12 protein-coding genes and 1 pseudogene are annotated in these 21798 nt (G+C 57.6%); all 13 read right to left on the bottom strand.

Features of this window, described 5'->3' with window-relative positions; genetic code table 11:
* Positions 1 to 16 precede the first annotated feature (16 nt).
* The 13 genes and pseudogenes from NMB39_RS24575 to NMB39_RS24515 all read right to left on the bottom strand — a co-directional run bounded on the left by NMB39_RS24575 (position 17) and on the right by NMB39_RS24515 (position 21638).
* On the bottom strand, positions 17 to 2275 hold the full coding sequence (locus NMB39_RS24575; RefSeq protein WP_494339949.1) for a TonB-dependent siderophore receptor: 2259 nt from the start codon (positions 2273 to 2275) through the stop codon (positions 17 to 19).
* A gap of 401 nt (positions 2276 to 2676) precedes the next feature.
* Complete coding sequence (locus tag NMB39_RS24570) at positions 2677 to 3648, bottom strand: peptide ABC transporter ATP-binding protein (protein ID WP_005784734.1); 972 nt, start codon at positions 3646 to 3648, stop codon at positions 2677 to 2679.
* Entirely contained in the window at positions 3648 to 4616 is a 969-nt protein-coding gene (locus NMB39_RS24565; RefSeq protein ID WP_057021585.1) for an ABC transporter ATP-binding protein, read from the bottom strand. The genes NMB39_RS24570 and NMB39_RS24565 overlap by 1 nt, the downstream gene beginning before the upstream one ends.
* 10 nt (positions 4617 to 4626) lie before the next feature.
* The gene (locus NMB39_RS24560) at positions 4627 to 5538 is read right to left on the bottom strand and encodes an ABC transporter permease subunit (protein WP_005784738.1); all 912 of its coding nucleotides are present in this window, start codon (positions 5536 to 5538) and stop codon (positions 4627 to 4629) included.
* 10 nt (positions 5539 to 5548) lie between these two features.
* A complete protein-coding gene (locus NMB39_RS24555; RefSeq protein ID WP_003171721.1) occupies positions 5549 to 6559 on the bottom strand; it encodes an ABC transporter permease subunit in 1011 nt (336 codons plus the stop codon).
* 76 nt (positions 6560 to 6635) lie between these two features.
* Positions 6636 to 8231 (bottom strand): ABC transporter substrate-binding protein, encoded by a 1596-nt coding sequence (locus NMB39_RS24550; RefSeq protein ID WP_057021584.1) that lies wholly within the window; start codon positions 8229 to 8231, stop codon positions 6636 to 6638.
* Positions 8232 to 8311: 80 nt separating this feature from the next.
* On the bottom strand, positions 8312 to 9706 hold the full coding sequence (locus NMB39_RS24545) for an OprD family outer membrane porin (RefSeq protein WP_046070888.1): 1395 nt from the start codon (positions 9704 to 9706) through the stop codon (positions 8312 to 8314).
* 170 nt (positions 9707 to 9876) lie between these two features.
* Positions 9877 to 11481 carry an ABC transporter substrate-binding protein gene (locus NMB39_RS24540; RefSeq protein ID WP_124356008.1) on the bottom strand — a complete coding sequence of 535 codons (1605 nt, stop codon included), beginning with the start codon at positions 11479 to 11481 and terminating at the stop codon, positions 9877 to 9879.
* 305 nt (positions 11482 to 11786) lie between these two features.
* Positions 11787 to 13415 carry an ABC transporter substrate-binding protein gene (locus NMB39_RS24535; RefSeq protein WP_056845521.1) on the bottom strand — a complete coding sequence of 543 codons (1629 nt, stop codon included), beginning with the start codon at positions 13413 to 13415 and terminating at the stop codon, positions 11787 to 11789.
* Between the two features lie 258 nt (positions 13416 to 13673).
* Positions 13674 to 15263 carry an ABC transporter substrate-binding protein gene (locus tag NMB39_RS24530; RefSeq protein ID WP_494339950.1) on the bottom strand — a complete coding sequence of 530 codons (1590 nt, stop codon included), beginning with the start codon at positions 15261 to 15263 and terminating at the stop codon, positions 13674 to 13676.
* Between the two features lie 80 nt (positions 15264 to 15343).
* Positions 15344 to 18691, bottom strand: a complete 3348-nt coding sequence (locus tag NMB39_RS24525; protein WP_494339951.1) for a dermonecrotic toxin domain-containing protein — start codon at positions 18689 to 18691, stop codon at positions 15344 to 15346.
* A gap of 223 nt (positions 18692 to 18914) precedes the next feature.
* Positions 18915 to 19133: pseudogene (locus NMB39_RS24520) on the bottom strand (SIMPL domain-containing protein); the annotation flags it as partial.
* A 39-nt stretch (positions 19134 to 19172) separates the two neighbouring features.
* Positions 19173 to 21638, bottom strand: coding sequence for a hypothetical protein (locus NMB39_RS24515; RefSeq protein WP_494339952.1), 2466 nt, complete (start codon positions 21636 to 21638; stop codon positions 19173 to 19175).
* Between the last annotated feature and the right edge of the window lie 160 nt (positions 21639 to 21798).

The following is a 21798-nucleotide window of genomic DNA, read 5'->3' as shown; positions in this document are numbered from 1 at the left end:
GACATCCGGCGGTGACTTAGAACGAGGTGGTCACCGACGCGAAGTAACCCCGGCCCGGCTCGTTATAGGTCTGGGCACCGGCATCCTCGGCATTGCCTTTGCGCGACAGGCGCTTGTCCAGCAGGTTGTTGATACCGACACGCACGCTCAAGTTTTTGCTGAACTCATAACCACTGCTCAGGCCCATCAGCCCATACGGGTCGACATCCTGCTGGGCGCTGCGGTCATAGCTGTTGGCGCTGCGTGAGTTGAGTGTCGGCGCTTCCTGCTTGCCGTAGTAGGTGCCGCTGACCTGGAAGGACAGCTTGTCGGTGGCTTGCCAGTCCAGTGTGGTGTTGACGGTGTACTTGGGGATGATGCTCAACGGCTCGCCGGTGTCCTTGTCCTTGGAGTCGATCATGTAGGTCAGGTTGGTGTTCCAGTCCAGATCGCTGCGCAGGCTTACGAAAAGGTTGCCTTCAACCCCCTGGACCAGGGCGGGCCCGCTGTTTTCCCACTCCAGTACGCGGCGACCATTGCCCAGGCGGAAAGCCGCCTCGTTACTGGCATTGATCTTGTTCTTGTAGTCATTACGGAAGTACGTCGCGCTCGTGCGCCAGTTGCCCTTGTCGTAGGCCAGGCCGATTTCCTTGTTGACGCTGATTTCCGGCTTCAGGTCGCGATTACCCACCAGGTAGCAACCGCCCATGTTGGCTTCGCTGGCGTTGCAACCATTGCCTCGGCTGTACAGCAAGTAGTTCGGGTTGGACTGGTACAGGTTGGGAGTCTTGTACGCGCGGGCGATACCGCCCTTGAGGCTCAGTTTATCGGTCAACTGGTGCGAGGCGTTGAAGCTGGGGCTCCAGTTGCCGCCGAATTCTTCATGGTCGTCGTAGCGCAGACCAGGGGTGATGATGGTCTTGCTGCCCAGTTCGATGTTGTCCTCGGCAAACAAGGCATAGCTCGATGCGGTGGTCTTGGTGCTGTTGCGGCTGACGCCGGGGATGGCGGGGACGCCGCCGGTACCCGGGTCATAAGTTTGCGGGCGCAACGAGCCTGGATCGTTCATCGACTCGTAGAGGTATTCGCTGCCCAGGGTCAGGACCTGTTCGGCACCGAAGCTCAGGGGCAGATTGACCTCGGCGGTGGCCCGGGTATTACGCAGGCGTGATTCGAAACGCCCGGCGCTGGCCGAAGGCGCGCCCTCGCCGGATCCGGCCAGGCCTTCGTTGAGACGCTCATTGCGGGTCAGGTCGTGGGTCAGCGAGGCCAGGGTCGAGCCCCAGTCAAATTCACCACGGTGGGTTGCAGAGAAGCTGCTGCGTTGAATCACACTGGTTTCCTTGCCCACCAGGCTTTCAACGAATGCGCCACCGCCGTTGAGCATGGTGTCGCCGGCAAAAATATTACCCTGGCGGCTATAGCTGGCTTCCAGGTCGAGGGTTTGCTCTGGGGTGAATTGCCAGCTCAGCAAGCCATTGACGTCTTTATTGCGTACGCCTTCGCGGCCAGCGACCAAAGAATCAGGCGTCGCTTGGGCTGCGCGGTTGATGTCGGCGTCATCGGCGTCGGTCTTGTTCAGCCCGCCATAGACGCGGAACGCGAGACTGTCGGTCAGCGGGCCGCTGAGATTGAAGTTGGTACGTTTGCTCGCGCCTTCGGCATCGTTTTCGGGGAAGGCGGTGTAGGCGGTCAGCGAACCGTGCAATTGGTCGGTCGGGCGTTTGGTGATGATGTTGATCACCCCGCCCATGGCCCCGGAGCCATAACGAGCGGCGGCCGGGCCGCGCAGGATTTCAATGCGCTCGACTTCTTCGGCCGGCACCCAGTTGGTTTCGCCACGGGTATCACGGTCACCGCTCCAGCCATAACGCACGGCGTTGCGTGAGGTGGAGGGTTTGCCATCGATCAGGATCAGGGTGTTTTCCGGGCCCATGCCGCGCAGGTCGATCTGACGGTTATTACCGCGGCTGCCGCTGGAACTGTTGCCAGTCAGGTTGACGCCTGGCTCGCGGCGGATGATCTCCGACAGGTCGTTGGTGGGTGGGCGCTTCTTGATGTCCTCGGCGGTGATGATCGATACGCCAGGGGCTTGCTTGAGTTCTTCGGCAGCGGTGCCTAGTACTCGCGTTTCTTCCAGCACCAAGGCTTGAGGTTGGCCGTCTACAGGCAGGTCTGTCGCTTCGATCGGCACTTTATCGCGCTGTTTTTCCACACTCTCCGCCAACAGCGCGGGGGACGAAAGGGTAGCGATAAACGCCAGCGATAGATGGCTGAGCCTGAATTGAGACGACATGTCCACAAAGTCCTTTAAGGGGGGCGATTGAACGAGAGGCGTCTGAATTTTTTCGCGCATCCAGCGCTCTCCATGCGCCGCAATGATATTGATTCTCAAACAGAAGTAAATTGCATTTACAATCTATACACTTTTCGTCAGGCCCTGGCTCAATGTTTTCAAGGTGCTTGGCATTGGTTCAAACGGTATTTTTTGTTACAGGCGCGCAAAAAAAAGCCCCTCCGGCCAGACTGATGCGCAATCTGGCGGGAAGGGCGATGGAACTCATTGAAACCGCAGCCTCTGTAGGAGCGAGCTTGCTCGCGAAGAAACCATGGACACCGCGTTAAACCAGACTACCCGCGTTATCGTTGACGTCTTTCGCGAGCAAGCTCGCTCCTACAGAGAAGAATTGTGTTGCCTCAGGCCACAAACTGCTCCGCGTAATGGCACGCCACCTGCCGATTATCCAACGGCCGCAACAACGGCTCCTCGCTGCTGCAGCGTTCGGTCGCATACGGGCAGCGCTTGTGGAACGCGCAGCCAGGCGGCGGGTTCAGCGGGTTGGGCAGCTCGCCGACGATCTTGATCTTCGGCTTGTTCGGGTCCGGGTGGATGGTCGGGGTGGCCGACAGCAGCGCCTGGGTGTAGGGGTGCAGGGGGCGTGCGTAAATGTCTTCCTTGGGGCCCACTTCCACGGGGCGGCCGAGGTACATCACCATCACATCGTCAGCAACGTGCTGCACCACTGCCAGGTTATGGGAGATGAACACGTAGGCAGTGTTGAACTCCTGCTGCAGGTCCATGAACAGGTTGAGCACCTGGGCCTGGATCGACACGTCCAGCGCCGAGGTCGGCTCATCCGCCACCAGCACTTTGGGTTGCAGCATCATTGCCCGGGCCAGGGCGATACGCTGGCGCTGGCCGCCGGAGAACATGTGCGGGTAGCGCTGGTAATGCTCGGGGCGCAGGCCCACTTGCTTCATCATCGCCTGCACTTTTTCGCGGCGCTCGGCAGCGGACAGGTTGGTGTTGATCAGCAACGGTTCCGCCAGTTGATCGCCGACCTTCTGGCGTGGGTTCAAAGAGGCATAGGGGCTCTGGAACACCATTTGCACGTCTTTGCGCAACTGCTTGCGCTGGGCCTTGTCGGCGCCAGCCACTTCTTGCCCGGCGATTTTCAAGGAGCCCGACGAGGGCTCTTCAATCAGCGTCAGGGCCCGGGCCAGGGTGGATTTGCCGCAACCCGACTCGCCTACCACGGCCAGGGTCTTGCCGGCTTCCAGTTCGAAGGACACACCATTGAGAGCACGTACGGTGGCGTGGCCCTTGAACAGGCCACGGGACACTTCGTAGTGACGGGTCAGGTCGCGGGCGGTAAGAACGACGGCCATTACGCCACCTCCTGGTTCAAGGGGTAGAAGCAACGCGCGAGGCTGTTGGTTTTCGGATCGAGAGCCGGACGTTCGGTGCGGCAGTTATCGCGTACGTACGGGCAACGCGGCGACAGCAGGCAACCTTGCGGACGGTCATACCGACCGGGCACGATGCCTGGCAGCGTGGCCAGGCGCGTGGCGCCCAGGCTGTGTTCCGGAATCGCCTTGAGCAGCGCTTCGCTGTAGGGGTGCGCTGGAATGTCGAACAGTTGTGGCACCTGGCCGACTTCCACGGCCTGGCCGGCATACATCACACACACGCGCTGGGCGGTTTCGGCCACCACGGCGAGGTCGTGGGTGATCAGCACCAGGCCCATGTTCTGCTCTTTCTGCAGGGCCAGCAGCAGCTCCATGATCTGCGCCTGAATGGTCACGTCCAACGCAGTGGTCGGTTCATCGGCGATCAGTAGCTTGGGCTCGCCGGCAATCGCCATGGCGATTGCCACGCGCTGGCTCATACCACCGGACAGTTGGTGCGGGTAGGCATCCATCCGGCTGGCAGCGCCTGGGATTTCAACCTTTTCCAGCAGCTCGATCGCACGCTTGCGCGCTTGCTTGCCGGACATTTTCAAATGCAGGCGCAGCACTTCTTCGATCTGGAAACCCACGGTGTAGCTGGGGTTGAGCGCGGTCATCGGGTCTTGGAACACCATCGCCAGGTCTTTGCCGACGATCTGGCGGCGCTGGCGGTTGCTCAGCTTGAGCATGTCCTTGCCGTCGAAGTTCAGGGCGTCGGCGGTGACGATGCCTGGGTGCTCGATCAGGCCCATCAGCGCCATCATGGTCACGGATTTACCCGAACCCGACTCGCCAACGATCGCCAGTACTTCGCCTTTGTCGACGGTAATGTCGAGGCCATCGACCACCGGCACGGCGGTCTTGTCGCCGAAGCGTACGTTGAGATTCTTTATTTCTAACAGTGACATGGGAATCTCCTCAGGCGGCGTTCTTGAGTTTCGGGTCCAGCGCATCGCGCAGGCCGTCACCCATCAAGTTGATTGCCAGCACGCTGAGCAAAATGGTCAAACCAGGCAGGCTCACCACCCACCAGGCGCGTTCGATGTAGTCCCGAGCCGAGGCCAGCATGGTGCCCCACTCCGGGGTTGGCGGTTGTACGCCAAGGCCGAGGAAGCCCAGGGCGGCGGCATCGAGGATCGCCGACGAGAAGCTCAGGGTGGCCTGGACGATCAGCGGTGCCATGCAGTTAGGCAGCACGGTGATGAACATCAGGCGTGGCAGGCCGGCGCCGGCAAGACGGGCGGCCGTCACGTAGTCACGGTTCAGTTCGCCCATCACCGCGGCGCGGGTCAGACGCACGTAGGACGGCAGCGACACGATGGCGATGGCGATCACGGTGTTGATCAGGCCAGGGCCGAGGATGGCGACAATGGCAACGGCCAGCAGCAGCGATGGCAGGGCCAGCATGATGTCCATCAGGCGCATGATGGTCGGGCCAAGCAAGCGCGGGAAGAACCCGGCGAACAGGCCCAGCAGGATGCCCGGGATCAGCGACATCACCACTGACGACAAGCCGATCAGCAACGACAAGCGCGAACCCTGGATCAGGCGCGAGAGCAGGTCACGGCCCAATTCGTCGGTGCCGAGCAGGAACTGCATCTGCCCACCTTCCAGCCAGGCTGGCGGGGTCAGCAGGAAGTCGCGGTATTGCTCGCTGGGGTTATGCGGTGCCACCCACGGGGCGAAGATCGCGCAGAACACGATCAGCAACATGAACAGCAGGCCGGCAACCGCGCCTTTGTTCTTGGAGAAGGCTTGCCAGAATTCTTTGTATGGAGACGGGTACAGCAGGCTCTGATCGACTGCTGACACTGGAGTAGAGGTAGTCATGGTCATGATCTCAGCGCTGGTGACGGATGCGTGGGTTGGCGAAGCCGTAGAGGATGTCCACTACGAAGTTCACCAGGATCACCAGGCAGGCGATCAGCAGAATGCCGTTTTGCACCACCGGGTAGTCCCGTGCGCCAATGGCTTCGATCAGCCATTTGCCGATGCCGGGCCACGAGAAGATGGTCTCGGTCAGTACCGCACCGGCCAGCAGCGTGCCGACTTGCAGGCCGACCACGGTAAGTACCGGAATCAGCGCGTTGCGCAGGCCGTGCACGAATACCACGCGTGCCGGCGACAGGCCCTTGGCCTTGGCGGTACGAATGTAGTCTTCACGCAGTACTTCGAGCATCGACGAACGGGTCATCCGCGCGATCACCGCCAGCGGGATGGTGCCCAGCACGATGGCCGGCAGGATCAGGTGGTGCAGGGCGTCCCAGAACGCGTCCGGCTCGTCGGCCAGCAGGGTGTCGATCAGCATGAAACCGGTGCGCGGCTCGATGTCGTAGAGCAGGTCGATACGCCCGGAAACCGGGGTCCAGCCCAGGCTTACCGAGAAGAACATGATCAGGATCAGGCCCCACCAGAAGATCGGCATCGAATAGCCCGCCAGGGAGATGCCCATCACCCCATGGTCGAACAGGGATCCTCGTTTCAAAGCCGCGATCACCCCGGCTAACAGGCCCAGGATACCGGCGAACAACAGGGCGGCCATGGACAGTTCCAGGGTCGCGGGGAAGAGGGCGGTGAACTCGGTCCACACGCTGGTGCGGGTGCGCAGCGATTCGCCAAGGTCGCCCTGGGCGAGCTTGCCGACGTAATCCAGGTATTGCGCATACAGCGGCTTGTTAAGGCCAAGGCGCTCCATTGCCTGGGCGTGCATTTCGGGGTCAACCCGTCGCTCGCCCATCATGACTTCTACGGGGTCGCCTGGAATCATGCGAATCAACGCAAAGGTCAGCAACGTGATGCCGAAGAACGTGGGGATCAATAACCCCAGTCGGCGGGCAATAAAACTAAACATCTTGGTGTGTACCTCAATCAGCCGGTTAGGCAGGTTCGGCACCGTCAGTGTCGACGGTGCCGAGCGTTTTTCTTATTTACTTCACCTGGGTGGTGGCGAAGTTATTGTTCGTCAGCGGGCTTTGGGTATAACCCTCGACGTTCTTGCGCATGGCGGTAAACATTTTTGGATAAGCCATGGGTATCCACGGCTGGTCCTTCTCGAAAACATCCAGGGCTTGTTCATAGAGTGCGGCCCGTTGCTGGGGTTCAGCGATGGCGCGCGCCTTGTCGATCAAGTCCTGAAACTCCTTGTTACACCAACGGGCGTAGTTTTCGCCGTTTTTCGCTGCATCGCAACTCAGGTTAGGCGTGAGGAAGTTATCCGGGTCGCCGTTATCCCCCGCCCAGCCGGCGGAAACCATGTCGTGCTCGCCTGCCTTGGCGCGCTTGAGCATCTCGCCCCATTCCATGACCTTGATGTTGACCTTCAGGCCGATCTGGGCCAGGTCTGCCTGCATGCGCTGGGCGCCGAGCATTGGGTTGGGGTTGGTCGGGCCGCCGCCGTTACGGGTGAACAGGGTGAACTCGGTGCCCTCCGGTACGCCGGCTTCCTTGAGCAGGGCACGGGCCTTGTCCAAGTCGCGAGGTGGGTTCTTGAGCTTGTCATTGAAGCCCAGCAAGGTCGGTGGATACGGGCCGGTGCCCACCACCGCGTTGCCTTTGCCGTACAGGGCGTCGGTGTAGCCGGCCTTGTCGAACGCAATGTTGATCGCGTGACGCACCCGTGGGTCGCTCATGTACTTGTGAGTAGTGTTCAGGGCGGTGTAGCTGGTGGTCATGGCCGCCAGCTCATCGACTTTCAGGTTCGGATCTTTCTTGATGCTCGGCAGATCATCCGGCTTGGGATAAAGCGCGATTTGACATTCATTGGCCTTGAGCTTTTGCAAGCGCACGTTGTTATCGACCGCAATGGCCAGGATCAACGGGTCGGCGGGCGGCTTGCCACGGAAGTATTCCGGGTTGGCCTTGAAGCGCACCTGAGCATCTTTCTGATAGCGGATGAAGATGAATGGGCCGGTGCCGATCGGCTTGCTGTTGAGTTCGTCGGTCTTGCCGGCGGCGAGCAGCTTGTCGGCGTATTCGGCGGAATGGATAGCGGTGAACGGCATTGCAACATCGGCCAGGAACGGTGCTTCAGGGCGCGTCAGGGTGAAGACCACGGTGTGATCGTCAACCTTCTCGACACTCTTGAGCAGTTCCTTGAAACCCATGCTTTCAAAATAAGGGAAACCGGTGGTGGACTTGTTATGCCACGGGTGTTTCGGGTCCAACTGGCGCTGGAAGCTCCACAGCACATCGTCGGCATTCAAGTTGCGCGAAGGCTTGAAGTAATCGGTAGTGTGGAACTTGACGTCATCGCGCAGGTGGAACGTGTAGGTCAGGCCGTCATCACTGATTTCCCATGACTTGGCCAGCGCGGGAACCACCTCGGTCGTACCTGGCTTGAAATCCACTAGACGGTTGAACATGGTTTCAGCGGCTGCATCAGCGGTCACGGCGGTGGTGTACAGCACCGGGTCGAAACCTTCCGGGCTGGCTTCGGTGCACACCACCAGCGGTTTGGCCGAAACGCCGATCGCCACGCTCAACAGCGCGGCAGCCATGGCGGCTTGTAGCGGGAGCATTTTCATTCAGAGCCCTCTGCAATCGATGGAGCCAGAAAAGCGTAGACGGCGGGCTCGTCCTGAGGCCGCCGTCTGCCTGGCGCTAATTAAAGGATGTTGAATGGGATGGTGGTGACCAGACGGAATTCCTTGATGCTGCCATCGGACTGGAATTCGCTGCCACGGTGTTCAACGTAGGTGGCGCGAATCGCGGTAGCCTTGAGCGGGCCACTCTGCACCGCGTAGGAAGCGCCTACACCGTATTCCTGGTGCTTCTCGCCGTCCTGGGACTGGATGCCGTCGTAGGCGAACTTGGCGCGGCCATTGTTGCCGGTGTAGTGGGTACCGTCGATGCCCCAGCCGCGGGCCGAGTAGGCATTGAACTTCAAGCCTGGTACGCCGTATTCAGCCATGTTGATGGCATAGGCGATCTGGAAGGATTTCTCGTTCGGGCCGTTGAAGTCCGAAGTCAGGGAGTTGGCCAGGTAGATGCCGTTGGTTTCGTGCAGGTAGTCGAAGTACTCGTTACCGTTCACTTGCTGGTAACCGAAGGTCAGGCTGTGTGCCTGGTGAGTCAGTCCCAGGGACAGGGAGAAGGTATCGTTGTCGATTTCCCCCATCTCTTTTTTGCCTTCGTCGACAGTCTTGTAGTAGTTGAAGCCGGTGGTCAGGCCCAGTTGCTGAGCGTCGCCCAATTCATGGGTAGCGCCGAAGTAGTACTGGTTCCAGAAGTCCTTCACGTTGGCGGCGAAGAAGCTGGTCTTCAGGCTTTTCAGCGGCTGGTAGTTCACGCCCAGGGTGGACACTTTGTCGGTTTCTGCGCCATTGCCGTATTCGGTACGGAATTTCGACAGGCTCTGCTCGCTACGTGGCGAGACGCGGTCAAACACGCCGCCCTGGAACGACAGGTTGCTGAACTCTTCACTGTTGAAGCTCACACCCTGGAAGCTTGAAGGCAGGGCACGGTTGCCGATGGTGTCGACGATGCCGCTGCTGAAGTTCTGGCGACCGGCGGTCAAGGTGGTGTTGGACACGCGGAACTGCACGTTGGCCAGGCCCAGCTTGCTCCACTGGTCGACGGCGTCGCCGTTGGAGTCCGCCAGGGTACGGTTGGAGCCACCCTTGATGTCACGCTTGCTGCGGTCCAGTACCAGGGCGTTGTAGACCGCTACTTCGGTCTTGACCCCAACGGTGCCCTGGGTGAAACCCGAGCTGGCGTTGAGGATGGTGCCCTGCACCCAGTTGGTACGGTTGCGATCAGTAAGGGTCTGGCCGTGCTTCTGGTAGGCGAAGGTGCCCCCACGGTATTTGCTTTCATGGGAGTACCAGTTACGCGTGGTGCCGCCGAGGCTGAAATCTTCAATGAAGCCCTTGGCCTCGCCTTGGGCGCTGGTGCCGGCCAATGTGGTAGGAACGAAGTCCTGGCTGGCGGGTTCAGCATAGGCGGTCGCCGTGATGCTGCTGATGGCCAGGGCCAGAAGCGCTTTGCTGCTCAGTTTCATGGGTGAAGCTCCTTTGGTTCTCTTTTTTATGCCGGTCTTTTTAGGTGAACCGGCTATTGGGTGTGGAACTCGTTCAAGCCTTTGCAAACGTTTGGCGTAGGGATTTTCCCGACAAAAGCCTGCACGTTTGCCGGGGAGCCGACTTCGCTCCCCGCAATCCGGTTATTTTCTTATGGGGTAATGCTGACGCCCGAGAACACGTTGCGGCCGAAGGGGCTCACTTTGAAACCTTCGACTTTGGCGCTTAACGGTTGGTTGACCGTCGAGTGGGCGATGGGCGTGATCGGCACCTGCTGCTTGAGCAGTTGCTGCGCCTGTTTGTACAGAACAGTCCTTTGTTCGCGGTCGGTCACGACCTTGGCTTGCTTGATCAGCTTGTCGTACGCCGGGTCACACCACATGGAGTAGTTGTTCCCGCCGATGGCGTCGCAGCTGTAGAGGGTGCCGAGCCAGTTGTCCGGGTCACCGTTGTCGCCGGTCCAGCCGATCAGGCTGACATCGTGCTCACCATTCTTGGTGCGCTTGATGTATTCGCCCCACTCATAGCTGACGATCTTGACCTTGAGGCCGATCTTGGCCCAGTCGTTCTGCAGCATCTCGGCCATCAGCTTGGCGTTGGGGTTGTAGGGGCGCTGCACGGGCATGGCCCACAGGGTGATCTCGGTGCCGTCCTTGACGCCGGCGGCCTTGAGCAGTTCCTTGGCTTTTTCCGGGTTGTAGGCGGCGTCCTTGATGCTGTCGTCGTAGGACCATTGCGTCGGCGGCATGGCGTTGACCGCCAGTTGCCCGGCGCCCTGGTACACGGCATTCAGGATGCTCTGCTTGTTCACTGCCATGTCCAATGCCTGACGGACCTCGAGCTGGTCGAAGGGTTTATGGCGCACGTTGTAAGAGATATAGCCGAGGTTGAAGCCAGGTTTGGTCAGCAGTTGCAGGTTCGGGTCAGTCTTGAGGGCTTCGACATCGGCGGGGCGTGGATGCAGGGTGACCTGGCATTCGCCGGCCTTGAGCTTCTGCACCCGCACGGAGGCATCGGTGTTGATGGCGAAGATCAGTTGGTCCAGTTTGACCCGGCTCGGGTCCCAGTACTGTTTGTTGCCCACATAACGGATCTGCGAGTCTTTCTGGTAGCGCTGGAACACGAAGGGGCCAGTGCCGATCGGCTTCTGGTTGATGTCGCTGGGCCGGGCTTGCTTGAGCAACTGCTCGGCGTATTCGGCCGAGAGGATTGCGGCAAAGCTCATGGCGATGTTCTGCACGAACGCGGCGTCGACCGTGTTCAAGGTCATCACCACGGTGTAGGGGCCGGTTTTTTCGACCTTGGCGATATTCTTGTTCAGGCTCATCCCGTTGAAGTACGGAAACTCGGTAGGGTAGGCCTTGCGGAACGGGTGGTCGGGGTCAAGCATGCGGTTGAAGGTGAACAGCACGTCGTCGGCGTTGAAGTCCCGCGTCGGCTTGAATTCCTTGTTGCTGTGGAACTTCACCCCTTCACGCAGGTGAAACGTATAGGTCAGCCCGTCTTCGGAGATATCCCACTTGGTTGCCAGCCCAGGCACCACGTCGGTGGCGCCTTTTTCGAATTCGACCAGGCGGTTGTACAACGGCTCTGCGGCATCGTTGTCGGTGGCGGTGGTGTATTGCGCAGTATCAAAACCTGCCGGGCTGCCTTCGGAGCAGAACACCAGGCTCTTCTTCTCGGCGGCTTGGCCCATCGTGGCCACGGCCAGCAGGCTGGTGGCAAACATCGCGGATAGAACGGTGGTATGGCGCATGACAATCCCGATCCTTGTTTGTAGTTATCAACAGCGAACCACCTCTCTGGCGCACGGCCAGGGAGACATCACTGATCCCACACACAGCAAGTGCCTTTTCCCAGAATGATGCCTCTGCTGTCCTACGACGTTATGGGGCGCGGACATTGCAGTAAATGCGTCAATTCTGACTGGCCTTGTAGGTAACGGAGACACGGGTCGCAGTTCGTTGCTGTAGGACGCAACGCTTTCAATCGTGGTCTGTTTCCTATGGCCTGGGCAGATGGAATAACGGCGACGTTATGAAACGTCGCCGTTATTGATCCTTACTTGCCGCTGACGCTAACGCCGTAGAAGGAGTTCAAGCCAAACGGGCTGATCTTGAAGTCCTGTACGGTATTACGCATGGGTTGATACACCGTCGAGTGCGCGATAGGTGTCATCGGGACTGCATCTTTGAGGATATGTTGCGCCTGCTTGTACAGCTCGGTGCGTTTGGCGACATCCGATGTGGCCTTGGCTTCTTTTACGATGCCGTCGAATTTTTTGTCGCACCACTTGGAGAAGTTGTTACCCGACAGCGAGTCGCAGCCGAACAGTACGTTCAGCCAGTTGTCCGGGTCACCATTGTCGCCGCTCCAGCCAATGATCATGGCCTGGTTCTCGCCGCCTTTGGAGCGCTTGATGTACTCGCCCCACTCGTAGCTGGTGATCTTGACCTTCAGGCCGATCTTGGACCAGTCGTTCTGCAGCATCTCGGCCATCAGCTTGGCGTTCGGGTTGTACGGACGCTGAACCGGCATGGCCCACAGGACGATTTCGGTACCTTCCTTGACGCCGGCTTCCTTGAGCAGCGCCTTGGCTTTTTCAGGGTCGTACTTGGCGTCTTTGATGCTGGTGTCGTAGGACCATTGGGTCGGCGGCATGGCGTTGACGGCCAGTTGACCGGCGCCCTGGTACACGGAGTCAATGATCTGCTGCTTGTTCACCGCCATGTCCAGCGCCTGGCGTACGCGCAGGTCAGCCAGCGGGTTTGGCTGATCGCTGCCCTTGACCTTGTCCATGACGTTGTAGGCAACGTAGCCCAGGTTGAAGCCGGCCTGGTGCGGCAGTTTCAGGTCCTTGTCTTCGCCCAGGGCCTTGAGGTCGGCCGGACGTGGGAACAGGGTGATCTGGCATTCGTTTTTCTTGAGCTTCTGGATACGCACCGACGGGTCAGTTGTGATTGCGAAGATCAGGTTGTCGATCTTCACATCTTCAGGTTTCCAGTAGTCCTTGTTGCCGGTGTAGCGAATGTTCGAATCTTTCTGGTAGCTCTTGAACACGAACGGGCCAGTGCCAACCGGCTTCTGGTTGATGTCGGCGGGCTTGCCTTCCTTGAGCAACTGCGCGGCATATTCAGCGGACTGGATCGACGCGAAGCTCATGGCCAGGTTCTGGATGAAAGCCGCATCCACGGTGCCAAGGGTGAACTTGACGGTGTGGTCATCGACTTTCTCGATGTTCTTGATGTTGGTGTCCATCCCCATGTCCGTGAAGTACGGGAACTCGGTGGGGTAGGCCTTACGGAATGGATCGTCTTTATTGATCATCCGGTTGAAGGTGAACAGCACGTCGTCTGCCGAAAATTCACGAGTCGGCTTGAAGTACGGGGTGGTATGGAACTTGACGCCTTCGCGAAGGTGGAAGGTATACGTCAGGCCATCCGGGGACACGTCCCAGCTGGTGGCCAGGCCAGGAACCACGGCGGTGCCGCCACGTTCGAACTGGCTCAGACGGTTGAACATGGTTTCGGCCGAGGCATCGAAGTCTGTTCCGGTGGTGTACTGGCCTGGATCGAAACCGGCCGGGCTCCCTTCGGAGCAGAACACCAGGTTAGTTGCCGCAAGGGCTGCAGGGGCGGCGGCCATAAGGCCCGCGCTCACTAATAACGGAAGGACTGCGTGTTTAAGCATGTTGGCCTCATGATTTGTTGTCATTTTTGGTGGTGAGGGCGACCTCGTGAGTCGGCCTGCGGATACTTATGCAGGCGCCATACCCAATGCAAGATGCAGAGCGGCCAGGAGCGGCAAACAGTGGTACGAACGTACAGGAATGTCGCAATTATGAAAGTTTCGACACAAATATGCCTGTTTGGAGGGTTTTTTCGGTGCAATAGGTGCACCAAAAAAGCCCAGCCGAGGCGTCTAGCGCACTCGGTTGGGGCGCTGTTGTTACTTATCTAGACCCACGCCATAGAACGGCGTGAGCCCAAAGGGGCTGATCTTGAAGTCACGCACTTCCTTGCGCAAAGGCTGGAAAACCGTCGAGTTCGCAATAGGCGTTATAGGTACTTGTTCCTTAAGGATTTTTTGTGCCTGTTGATACCACTTGATGCGCTGCTCGCGGTCGTTGCTGACCTTAGCTTGCTGCACCAGTGTGTCGTAGGCCGGGTTACACCATTTGGCGTAGTTGCTGCCCTTGACTGCGGCACAACTGTAGAGCACGCCGAGCCAGTTATCCGGGTCGCCGTTATCACCGGTCCAGCCGTAAATCATTGCATCGTGCTCGCCATTCTTGGCGCGCTTGATGTACTCGCCCCACTCATAGCTGACGATGTTGGCCGTAATGCCGACCTTGGCCCAATCCTGTTGGATCATTTGCGCGGACATTCGCGCATTGGGGTTGGAGGCGCGCTGCACGGTCATTGCCCATAGATTGATGGTGGTACCTGGTGCAACCCCTGCTTCTTTTAGTAGCAACCGCGCCTTGGACGGGTCGTAGGGCGCGTCTTGGATTTTCGGGTCATAAGACCACTGCGCCGGAGGCAATGCGTTCTGCGCCAATTGTCCGGCGCCCTGGTATACGGCCTTGATGATCGCAGGCTTGTCGATGGCCATATCCAGGGCCTGACGCACCTTGAGCTGGTCCAGCGGCGGGTGGGTTACGTTGTAGGCCAGGAAGCCCAGGTTGAATCCGGCTTGCTGTAGCACGCGCAGGTTGGGGTCTTGCTTCATCACCTCGATATCGGCGGGGCGCGGGTAACCGCTGACCTGGCATTCGCCGGCTTTGAGCTTCTGCAGGCGCGCGGCGGCGTCCGGGGTGATGGCGAACACCAGGTTGTCGAGCTTCACGTCCTCGGGTTTCCAATACTGTTTATTGGCCGCATAGCGAATCTGCGCGTCTTTCTGGTAACGCTTGAACACAAATGGCCCGGTGCCGACCGGTTTTTGATTGATCTGCTCGGGCTTGCCTTCTTTCAGGAGCTGCGCGGCATATTCAGCCGATTGCACCGAGGCAAAACTCATGGCCAGGTTCTGTACAAACGCAGCATCGACATTATTCAGGTTGAAACGCACGGTGTGTTCGTCGAGCTTGTCGATGCTTTTGATCGTGGTGTTCAAGCCCATGTCGGTGAAGTAGGGCGATTCGGATGGGTAGGCCTTGCGAAACGGGCTATCGGCGTCCAGCAGCCGATTGAAGGTGAACAGCACATCATCGGCGTTGAAGTCGCGGGTCGGGGTGAAGAAATCGGTGGTGTGGAACTTGACGCCCTCGCGCAGGTGGAACGTGTAGGTGAGGCCGTCGCTGGAGACCTCCCAGCGGGTTGCCAGGCCGGGCTCGACTTCGGTGCCGCCGCGCTTGAACTGGGTCAGGCGGTTGAACACGGTTTCGGCGGATGCATCGAAATCGGTGCCGCTGGTGTACTGGCTGGGATCGAAGCCGGCGGGGCTGGCCTCGGAGCAGTAGACCAGGGTCGTGGCGGCCTGGGCCATTGGTATAAAGGCCAGGAGGCTGGCGGCGAGGAGCAGTGGCTTTTTCATGGAGACCCCTGAAATGGCAGGCATACAAAAGCTGCCCAAACGAAAACGGCGGTCACCGAGGTTACCGCCGTTCAAGCGGGTTAGGTAGGGGAGACTTCTATGCGGGTAGGCGCAGATTTGTCGATTGTAACGGGCAATCCATCCACCGCATTACTCTCACGAAGGGTGAACGTCCGGCTGGCTGTGATGCTCAAGTCTGAAGCGGGAATGGGCTCATCTCCGCCTGCATAAACGAGTTTCCATTGCGAGGTCACCGTGACTTTGGTCTCATTTTCCAAAGGCGAATAGTCGATGAAAAAGTGTCGGTCGCCAGCGCTGCTCAGGTAGTCGTCTTTTACCCGGGGGGGCTGCAATTCAAGCCACGCCGGAGCGGCAGAGCCTTGATGCGCTACCTCTGAAATCGCCGCCCGCATGTCGGGGTCGGGGATCGCACTTTCAAAGGTTTCGATTCCGTCATGGATAAGACCATCGACGACTGACTGCTCTGCATTATTGCCCGGAACATTAAGTCCTTTTATCTGCTGGGGTATGTCGATTTCAACGTCCTGCAAGCCCGGTCGCCTTATTGTGTAAGGGTTTCTGTTGATGTCTTTGATGAATTGGCCAGAGTAGACGCTGGTGCCGAACTTTGAAGGGGATGCCGCTTCCGAAGCGGAGACCGTGAAGTTTCTATCGTCTACTTCCCATGAAAGGACAGGGCGACTTTTAACCGTACCGTTTTCCTCATCAACGCTGACGCCAAATCTATACTGCGTCTGCTCCTCAAAGTTGAGGTATTTGTCGAGTGTGTCGGCGCCTTCCATTTTTGATCCGTCTAACTCAATAAAGTTGTCCGAAAAGCGGGAGGATGACTTTAAGTCGTTACTCGGGGTCGGCGAAATCGGACGTTGCCACGGCCACTTAATCCCGCCATCGCCCGGTGCGCGGGCCCACTCTTTCTCGCGCCCGGGTGTGATAACCATCAGTCCGTCACCGTCGGAATTGATGATTCTGGCAAAGGTGTCGCCTGTCCTGTAGCGACCTGATATTTCAAATATCCTGCTTGTTTCAGTTTCGTCGGTAAGGCGTACGAATTGACGCAGCGCTCCCTTGCTGTCGGTTATTCGATAGACACCCAGTGCGTCACGAGGCGCGTTCTTTATCAATTGCTCACCGTCAGGGACGGCATGGGGTGCCATTGGCAGCAGGGGTTGGGATCTTGGCAGGGGCGCTCCGGGCTCGTTGACAACACGTGTACCGCTGGATGGCCCGGGTGTGGGTTCGATGACACTGATTTCGGGCGGATCGAGTGACTCTAGATTCGGCAATTCTTTTTCGGTCGGTAATGCAAAAGGATCCTCGGGGACTGCGCTTGCCCCGGCTGAAAATAGCGTGTTCAGCAAACCATCGAATGCCTTGGACACTCCATCGCTGCGCTCGGCCTCGGTGTCGCCGGATGCTGCTTTTTCCGCGCCCAACCCCAGCTCGGTCAACCCTGCAAGCGCCGCCGCACCCGCAACCGGTGCTGCGATGGGCGCAAGCTTGGCCAGCAGACCCGCAGCCACGGTTATGTCGTTCAGCCAGGTGTCGCGGGTCACTTCGCTGTTGGATTTGATGACTACGTCTGTATCGCTGGTCATGCGTTGTTTGGCGGCGGTGGCCAATGTGGAAAATACGTCTGCCTCGATTTTTGCGTGGCTGTCATTGAGCACCGGGGTTTTCAGATCACCGGCAGCCATTTTTTTGAACAGGGCGTCCAGGCCATCTCGCGTGTCGCCTATTCCCGTGAAGCTCAAGCCAGGTATAAAGTCGATTCCCAGTTGCGGCAGGATGCCGGGCTTATGGTCCTGGCGATCAATCAATGAAAAATGTGCCAGCAGCGCCTGGCTTTTTTTCGGATACTGACTTTGCTCAATCACCCACTGATTGAGTTTTTTCAGGGAGTCGAAGCGCAGGAATGCCGGCTTTGCTCCCGGTATATAAAGTACCTGGCGACCTCCATCGTCAGCGCCGAACCGCACAATGTCGCTGGACTTAAAACCGTGGATGCTAAGGGCATGCACTTGAGTGTCGCCGTTTACCGGCGCTTGTGCCTTGAGCTGCTCCATGCTCAACGCAGCATTCTCGTCGAGCGGGAGATTGCCGGCGGCCGCCATCACCAAGCGGTAGTCACCTCGATTGAATCGATGCTCGGGTGCTTGTAAGGCTCGCTCGGCGGGTGATCGGGCTTCGGCCGTCTTCAATTGTTCGCGGGCCTGGAAGACGAACTCACCTTTGATCGCGGTCTGGTAGCCATCGGCATGCGTGTGCCAGAAGCTGTCGATTTTCTGGGTCATCTGGGCCTGGAAGTCGGTCTTCCAGCTTTCGTGCATCACTTGCGATGGCTTAAGGTCGATCTGATTGTGCTTGCCGTAGCCGTCTTTTTCGCTCTGTCCCGTAGATTGGGTATACAGACCCGCCTCGAGATCCAGGTTTCCGGGTACCCAATCGTGCTCGGAGAAATTCTTCAGCAAGGCGTCGGGCAAGCGCAGCGAAGACCAGGGCTCCTGGAACTTGTGCTCCCAGCCGGTCACTGTATCCGCGCTTTCGCCGCCCTTGAAGCGATTCAAGTAGACGGTATCTGAGTCGATTGGCTGGCCTGTGAGTTTGAGCAGCAGCGCGTCCGCCCATTTTTTGGCCTCTGCCCGCGTATTGGGGAGGTTTTTGGCAACGTCGACTGCCAAGCGCTTGTAGGCCAACGCCTGTGGTGCGCTGCTGTAATAGCGGGTCGCATTCTGTCTGTGTACCTGCAGCGCCTCTGCCGAGCGGCTGCTGGCAGGACGCAGGTGATCATCGGCGGGAATCGGATCGAAAGTGGTTTTATGCTCCAAATGCCTGATTTGTTCCCGAGCCTGAGACAGTGTTTGTGGAAGTTCCACGCCTTCAAAGTTTGCCACGACCTTTGCGCTGACTTGAATGGAGTCTTCGCGCAGCCTCACACGCAAATCACCATGATTGCCTGGAGCGATGATCCTGGCGGCTGCCAGCAGAGGCCCCGAAATCTGTCCCCAACCTGATGTGTCCGTGAGGTGGAAGGTTTTCGTTTCGCCTCTTACCTCGGCGGACAAGGTGCCTGTAGACGGGTTGATTGAGAGGAGGGTGTTCGGCTCGATCTGCTGTTCGCGCAGCCAACCCTGCACAACAGGGTGTTCCAAATGCTCGCGATATACTCCAAGCCATTGGCCCAGGTTGCTCTGGGGCGGGACTGCTATAAGCCCGGCATTGTTATGCAGGACCTTGCGTTGGGCGGCTTCAAGGTAAGCCTTAAGCAATGCTGTCTCGGCAGGCCGGGCGATGTTTGCGGTGAGCGGTTGAGGCGCTTGTGGGGATTGCGTATCAGTTGTTGGCCGCAGATCGCCGGGTACCTGCGGCAGCGATGAGGATGGTGTTGCATTGACTGATAGGGACATAAGTTTGGCTCTCACTGTGTGAATAAATGCCAGCACAGCCCTCCCTGGTAGCTATGGCAGTCATTGAGTCGTGAAGACCTTGAACGTAATTCCAGCGAGATATGCTGCCGGATATGACGTGGCGGCAGCGAACGCAAAAAAAGCGCAAGCCCTTGGGTTTGCGCCTTTGTCTTGTCTAAAAAAGTTACTGTAAAACTTCGATCACGCCATCGGCACTCATATTGACCTGGCGGGCCTGGCTCAGGGCCTGGTTCATGGTGGTGGGGGGGCGGCAGCGAGCTTGGCCGGGTCGGCATTTTGCGACTCGGTGTAGAGGGTCATGATCGTCTTGTCGCGAGCCACTTCCTGGCTGCCGTCAGCGCGCAGGGATACCTGATTGTAATATCAGTGCATCGGCGACCATGGCCGGGAGGCTGGCAATTGCACTGGCGCTGAGGGCGATTTGACGACTACTCTTTCGATGGCGAGCATATTCTCGGTGTTACGGTTTTGGGAAGGTCTCGGGTTTATAAGTAAAAGCCCACCATTTCAACGGATTCCAATAAGGATTTTTCTTTGCCGGTCTGAAGTTTGTTTTTTTCGCCAGTTCTTTGGCAGCGTATTTTTCAGCTTCGGATCTAGCCAATGCCCTATCGGCGGCAGTCAGGGGGGTGGCTTGATTTTTTTCCAGGGCTTCCAGATAGGACTTTTCTACTTTTACAACCGCTGCATTTACATCTTCTGGTGTGAGGTTAGCGCTGAGGGTGCCACTATAGCCTTTGACCGGGCGCCCTATGAGCTTCTGAAATTCAGCTGCGAAGGAGGCATCTCCACCACTTGCAGAGTCACATGACAGCAGTCTTATATTGTCAAACGTCTCGGGGTGAATACCTTCGTTGTGAAGTGTCTGAAGTAACTCGTGTGGCGTATTGAGTTTTCCATTATATGAAACTTTCGAGATGCCAGTATCAGGGTCGACACTGCCGTGTACCAGTATGTTGAGTCGTTCTTGAGTACCTTTTTTGTTGAAATCAGTAAATGTGTAGAGTTTTTCGTTAAGGGTGTTTAGCTCATTGAGCTCTCCACTCAGAATTACGTTTTTTTCAGCACTGGAAAAAAGATCTTCGCCGGTGGGTAAGTTCTCGATGGAGTTTAGAAAAGCACGTTTACTATTTGGTGGTTCGATTGTCGGATGGGCACCTTCCGTTTCACTGGCGTGTGGCGTGCTCGGTTCGTTTGACGCTTTGTTGGCGACGGGGGTTATATCGCCCTCGTTGGAGGCGCTTACTTTTTTCACGAAATCAAAACGGTTGGCCTGCTCATTGTATTTCCAGCCGTACTGTTGGCTTTCGGCGGCGTTGAAATTCAAGGCCGGTTCACCCAGTCCTGCCTCTACCCCAGCCGGTATAACTTCATGCGCCAGCAGCAGGCCTGATATCACTACTCCGGCCCTGCCTCCAACGCGATCGCTGGCCGTCATGCCGTGGGCGGCGTCATGCTTGCCAAAAACAATATTGCCCGCGTTACCAAGGACGGGTACGTAGCCAAAGGTATCGCCCCATACTTCTTTTGCGGCCTTCCAGCCTTGCTCCATGGCGCCAAAAACCTTGGTTTGATCGTCCCATAGCGCGTTCTTGGCGTTCATCTCGTGATAATGCGAGGCAATACCTTTGTTCAGATTGCCAAATTTCAGTTCATAGTCACCGCCTCGCGATTGGGTATAATTAAACAATTCCCGAACGGGTACGGACTTGTCGGTTACCAAAGTGTCCCGCCCTGGGTAGTGGGATCTATTATCTCGGATCAGACTGTCGAGTACCGTCGCGGCCGGTGGCCAATGCGCGTCTTTTCCTCCTTGCAGGTCACTGGCATTGAAACGACTTATCAGTTGGTTACGATTGTCTTTGGCCCACGCCGCAAACTCCTGATCGCCCTTTATCTCGCTGACAGCGCCACTCCTCAAATCAAGCATGACACCTTGATTGGGCCGGTTGTTGTAATCGCCATTATAGGGCGTATAGGGAATGAATGCGTACCCACTCAGGGGGTAACCGTAGATATTGGGAATAATCACTTGCCCATTCTTATTCAGCGTGCGGCTAATCGCTTCTTGACCGGAAGAGCTTAACTTTTCAAAGGCCTCCTTATCGCTATGAAGACTCTGCAAAGCGCCCCGCGCTACATAGGCGTCTGCTTTGCCCGAGCGTTCAGGTATTACTGTTGATATTTTGGGTCGAGGTAGGAATGGGAGGTGGGGTATGAGAGGAAAGTCATCCGTAATCTCAATAAGGGTGTCGACCCTGGCGCTGCCACGCATTGGCGTGGCTATATCCTGCTCCCAGTGGTTTTGAAGTTGTTTGCCTAACGATTGCAGATCGTTAATCTTGCTCCGGTCTTTTGGGTCAATGACCATTCCATGGAAATTGACAATCCCGCCCCGTGCTGGTGTGTCGTGTTCAAGCACACCCGCTGCGATTTCCCATGCAGAGTAGGTACGGGTTTCGGTATCGGACAGATTTTCTTCGGTCCCCATACCGACGTAAGTGTCGAACCTTACGCTGATTTTTTCATGCGGATCGAACCCTGCAGCTAATAGACCCCCACTGAAGTAACCGGAGGGTTCCATAAATAGGCGCACGTTCTGGAACTTATTGTTTCTGTCGCCTTCACTGCCACTTTCGATATTTTTTATCTGCGTATTTACACGCGTGGCGTAAGCGTCAATGCGATCTTCGCGCTGCTTTAACGTATATCTGTCTCCGGGCGCTTGGACAGGGTCTGATCCATAAATGATTGCCTTGTAGTCATCGGAGTGGCGCTGGACCGTAGAGACAGTGTGGTCGGTTGTATAGGCTTCGTTATTGTTAAGCGATTTATCCGGTTTCTGTGCCTGCGCTTGTGTGTGTTCAGTAGGCCCAGGCGTGGGTGCCGGATAACGGATAATAGTAAACTGATTTAAGTTTTCCACTTTTGAGTACCTGGTTGGGATGATGGAGTGATTGAGTGTGAAGTGTGTGGCTGCTTGCACAGGAAAGTTCCACATCCTAATCAGAAAGTGTGGGTCTGGTACTTTGGTTATATTAGTTTCAGGTGTACGACGCCTGTTAAGGCTTTGCCAGACGACTTAA

Source organism: Pseudomonas sp. FBCC-B545, from assembly GCF_059134095.1.
Note: the sequence above shows the minus strand (reverse complement) of the source record. Positions and strands in the feature narration are given on the sequence as shown.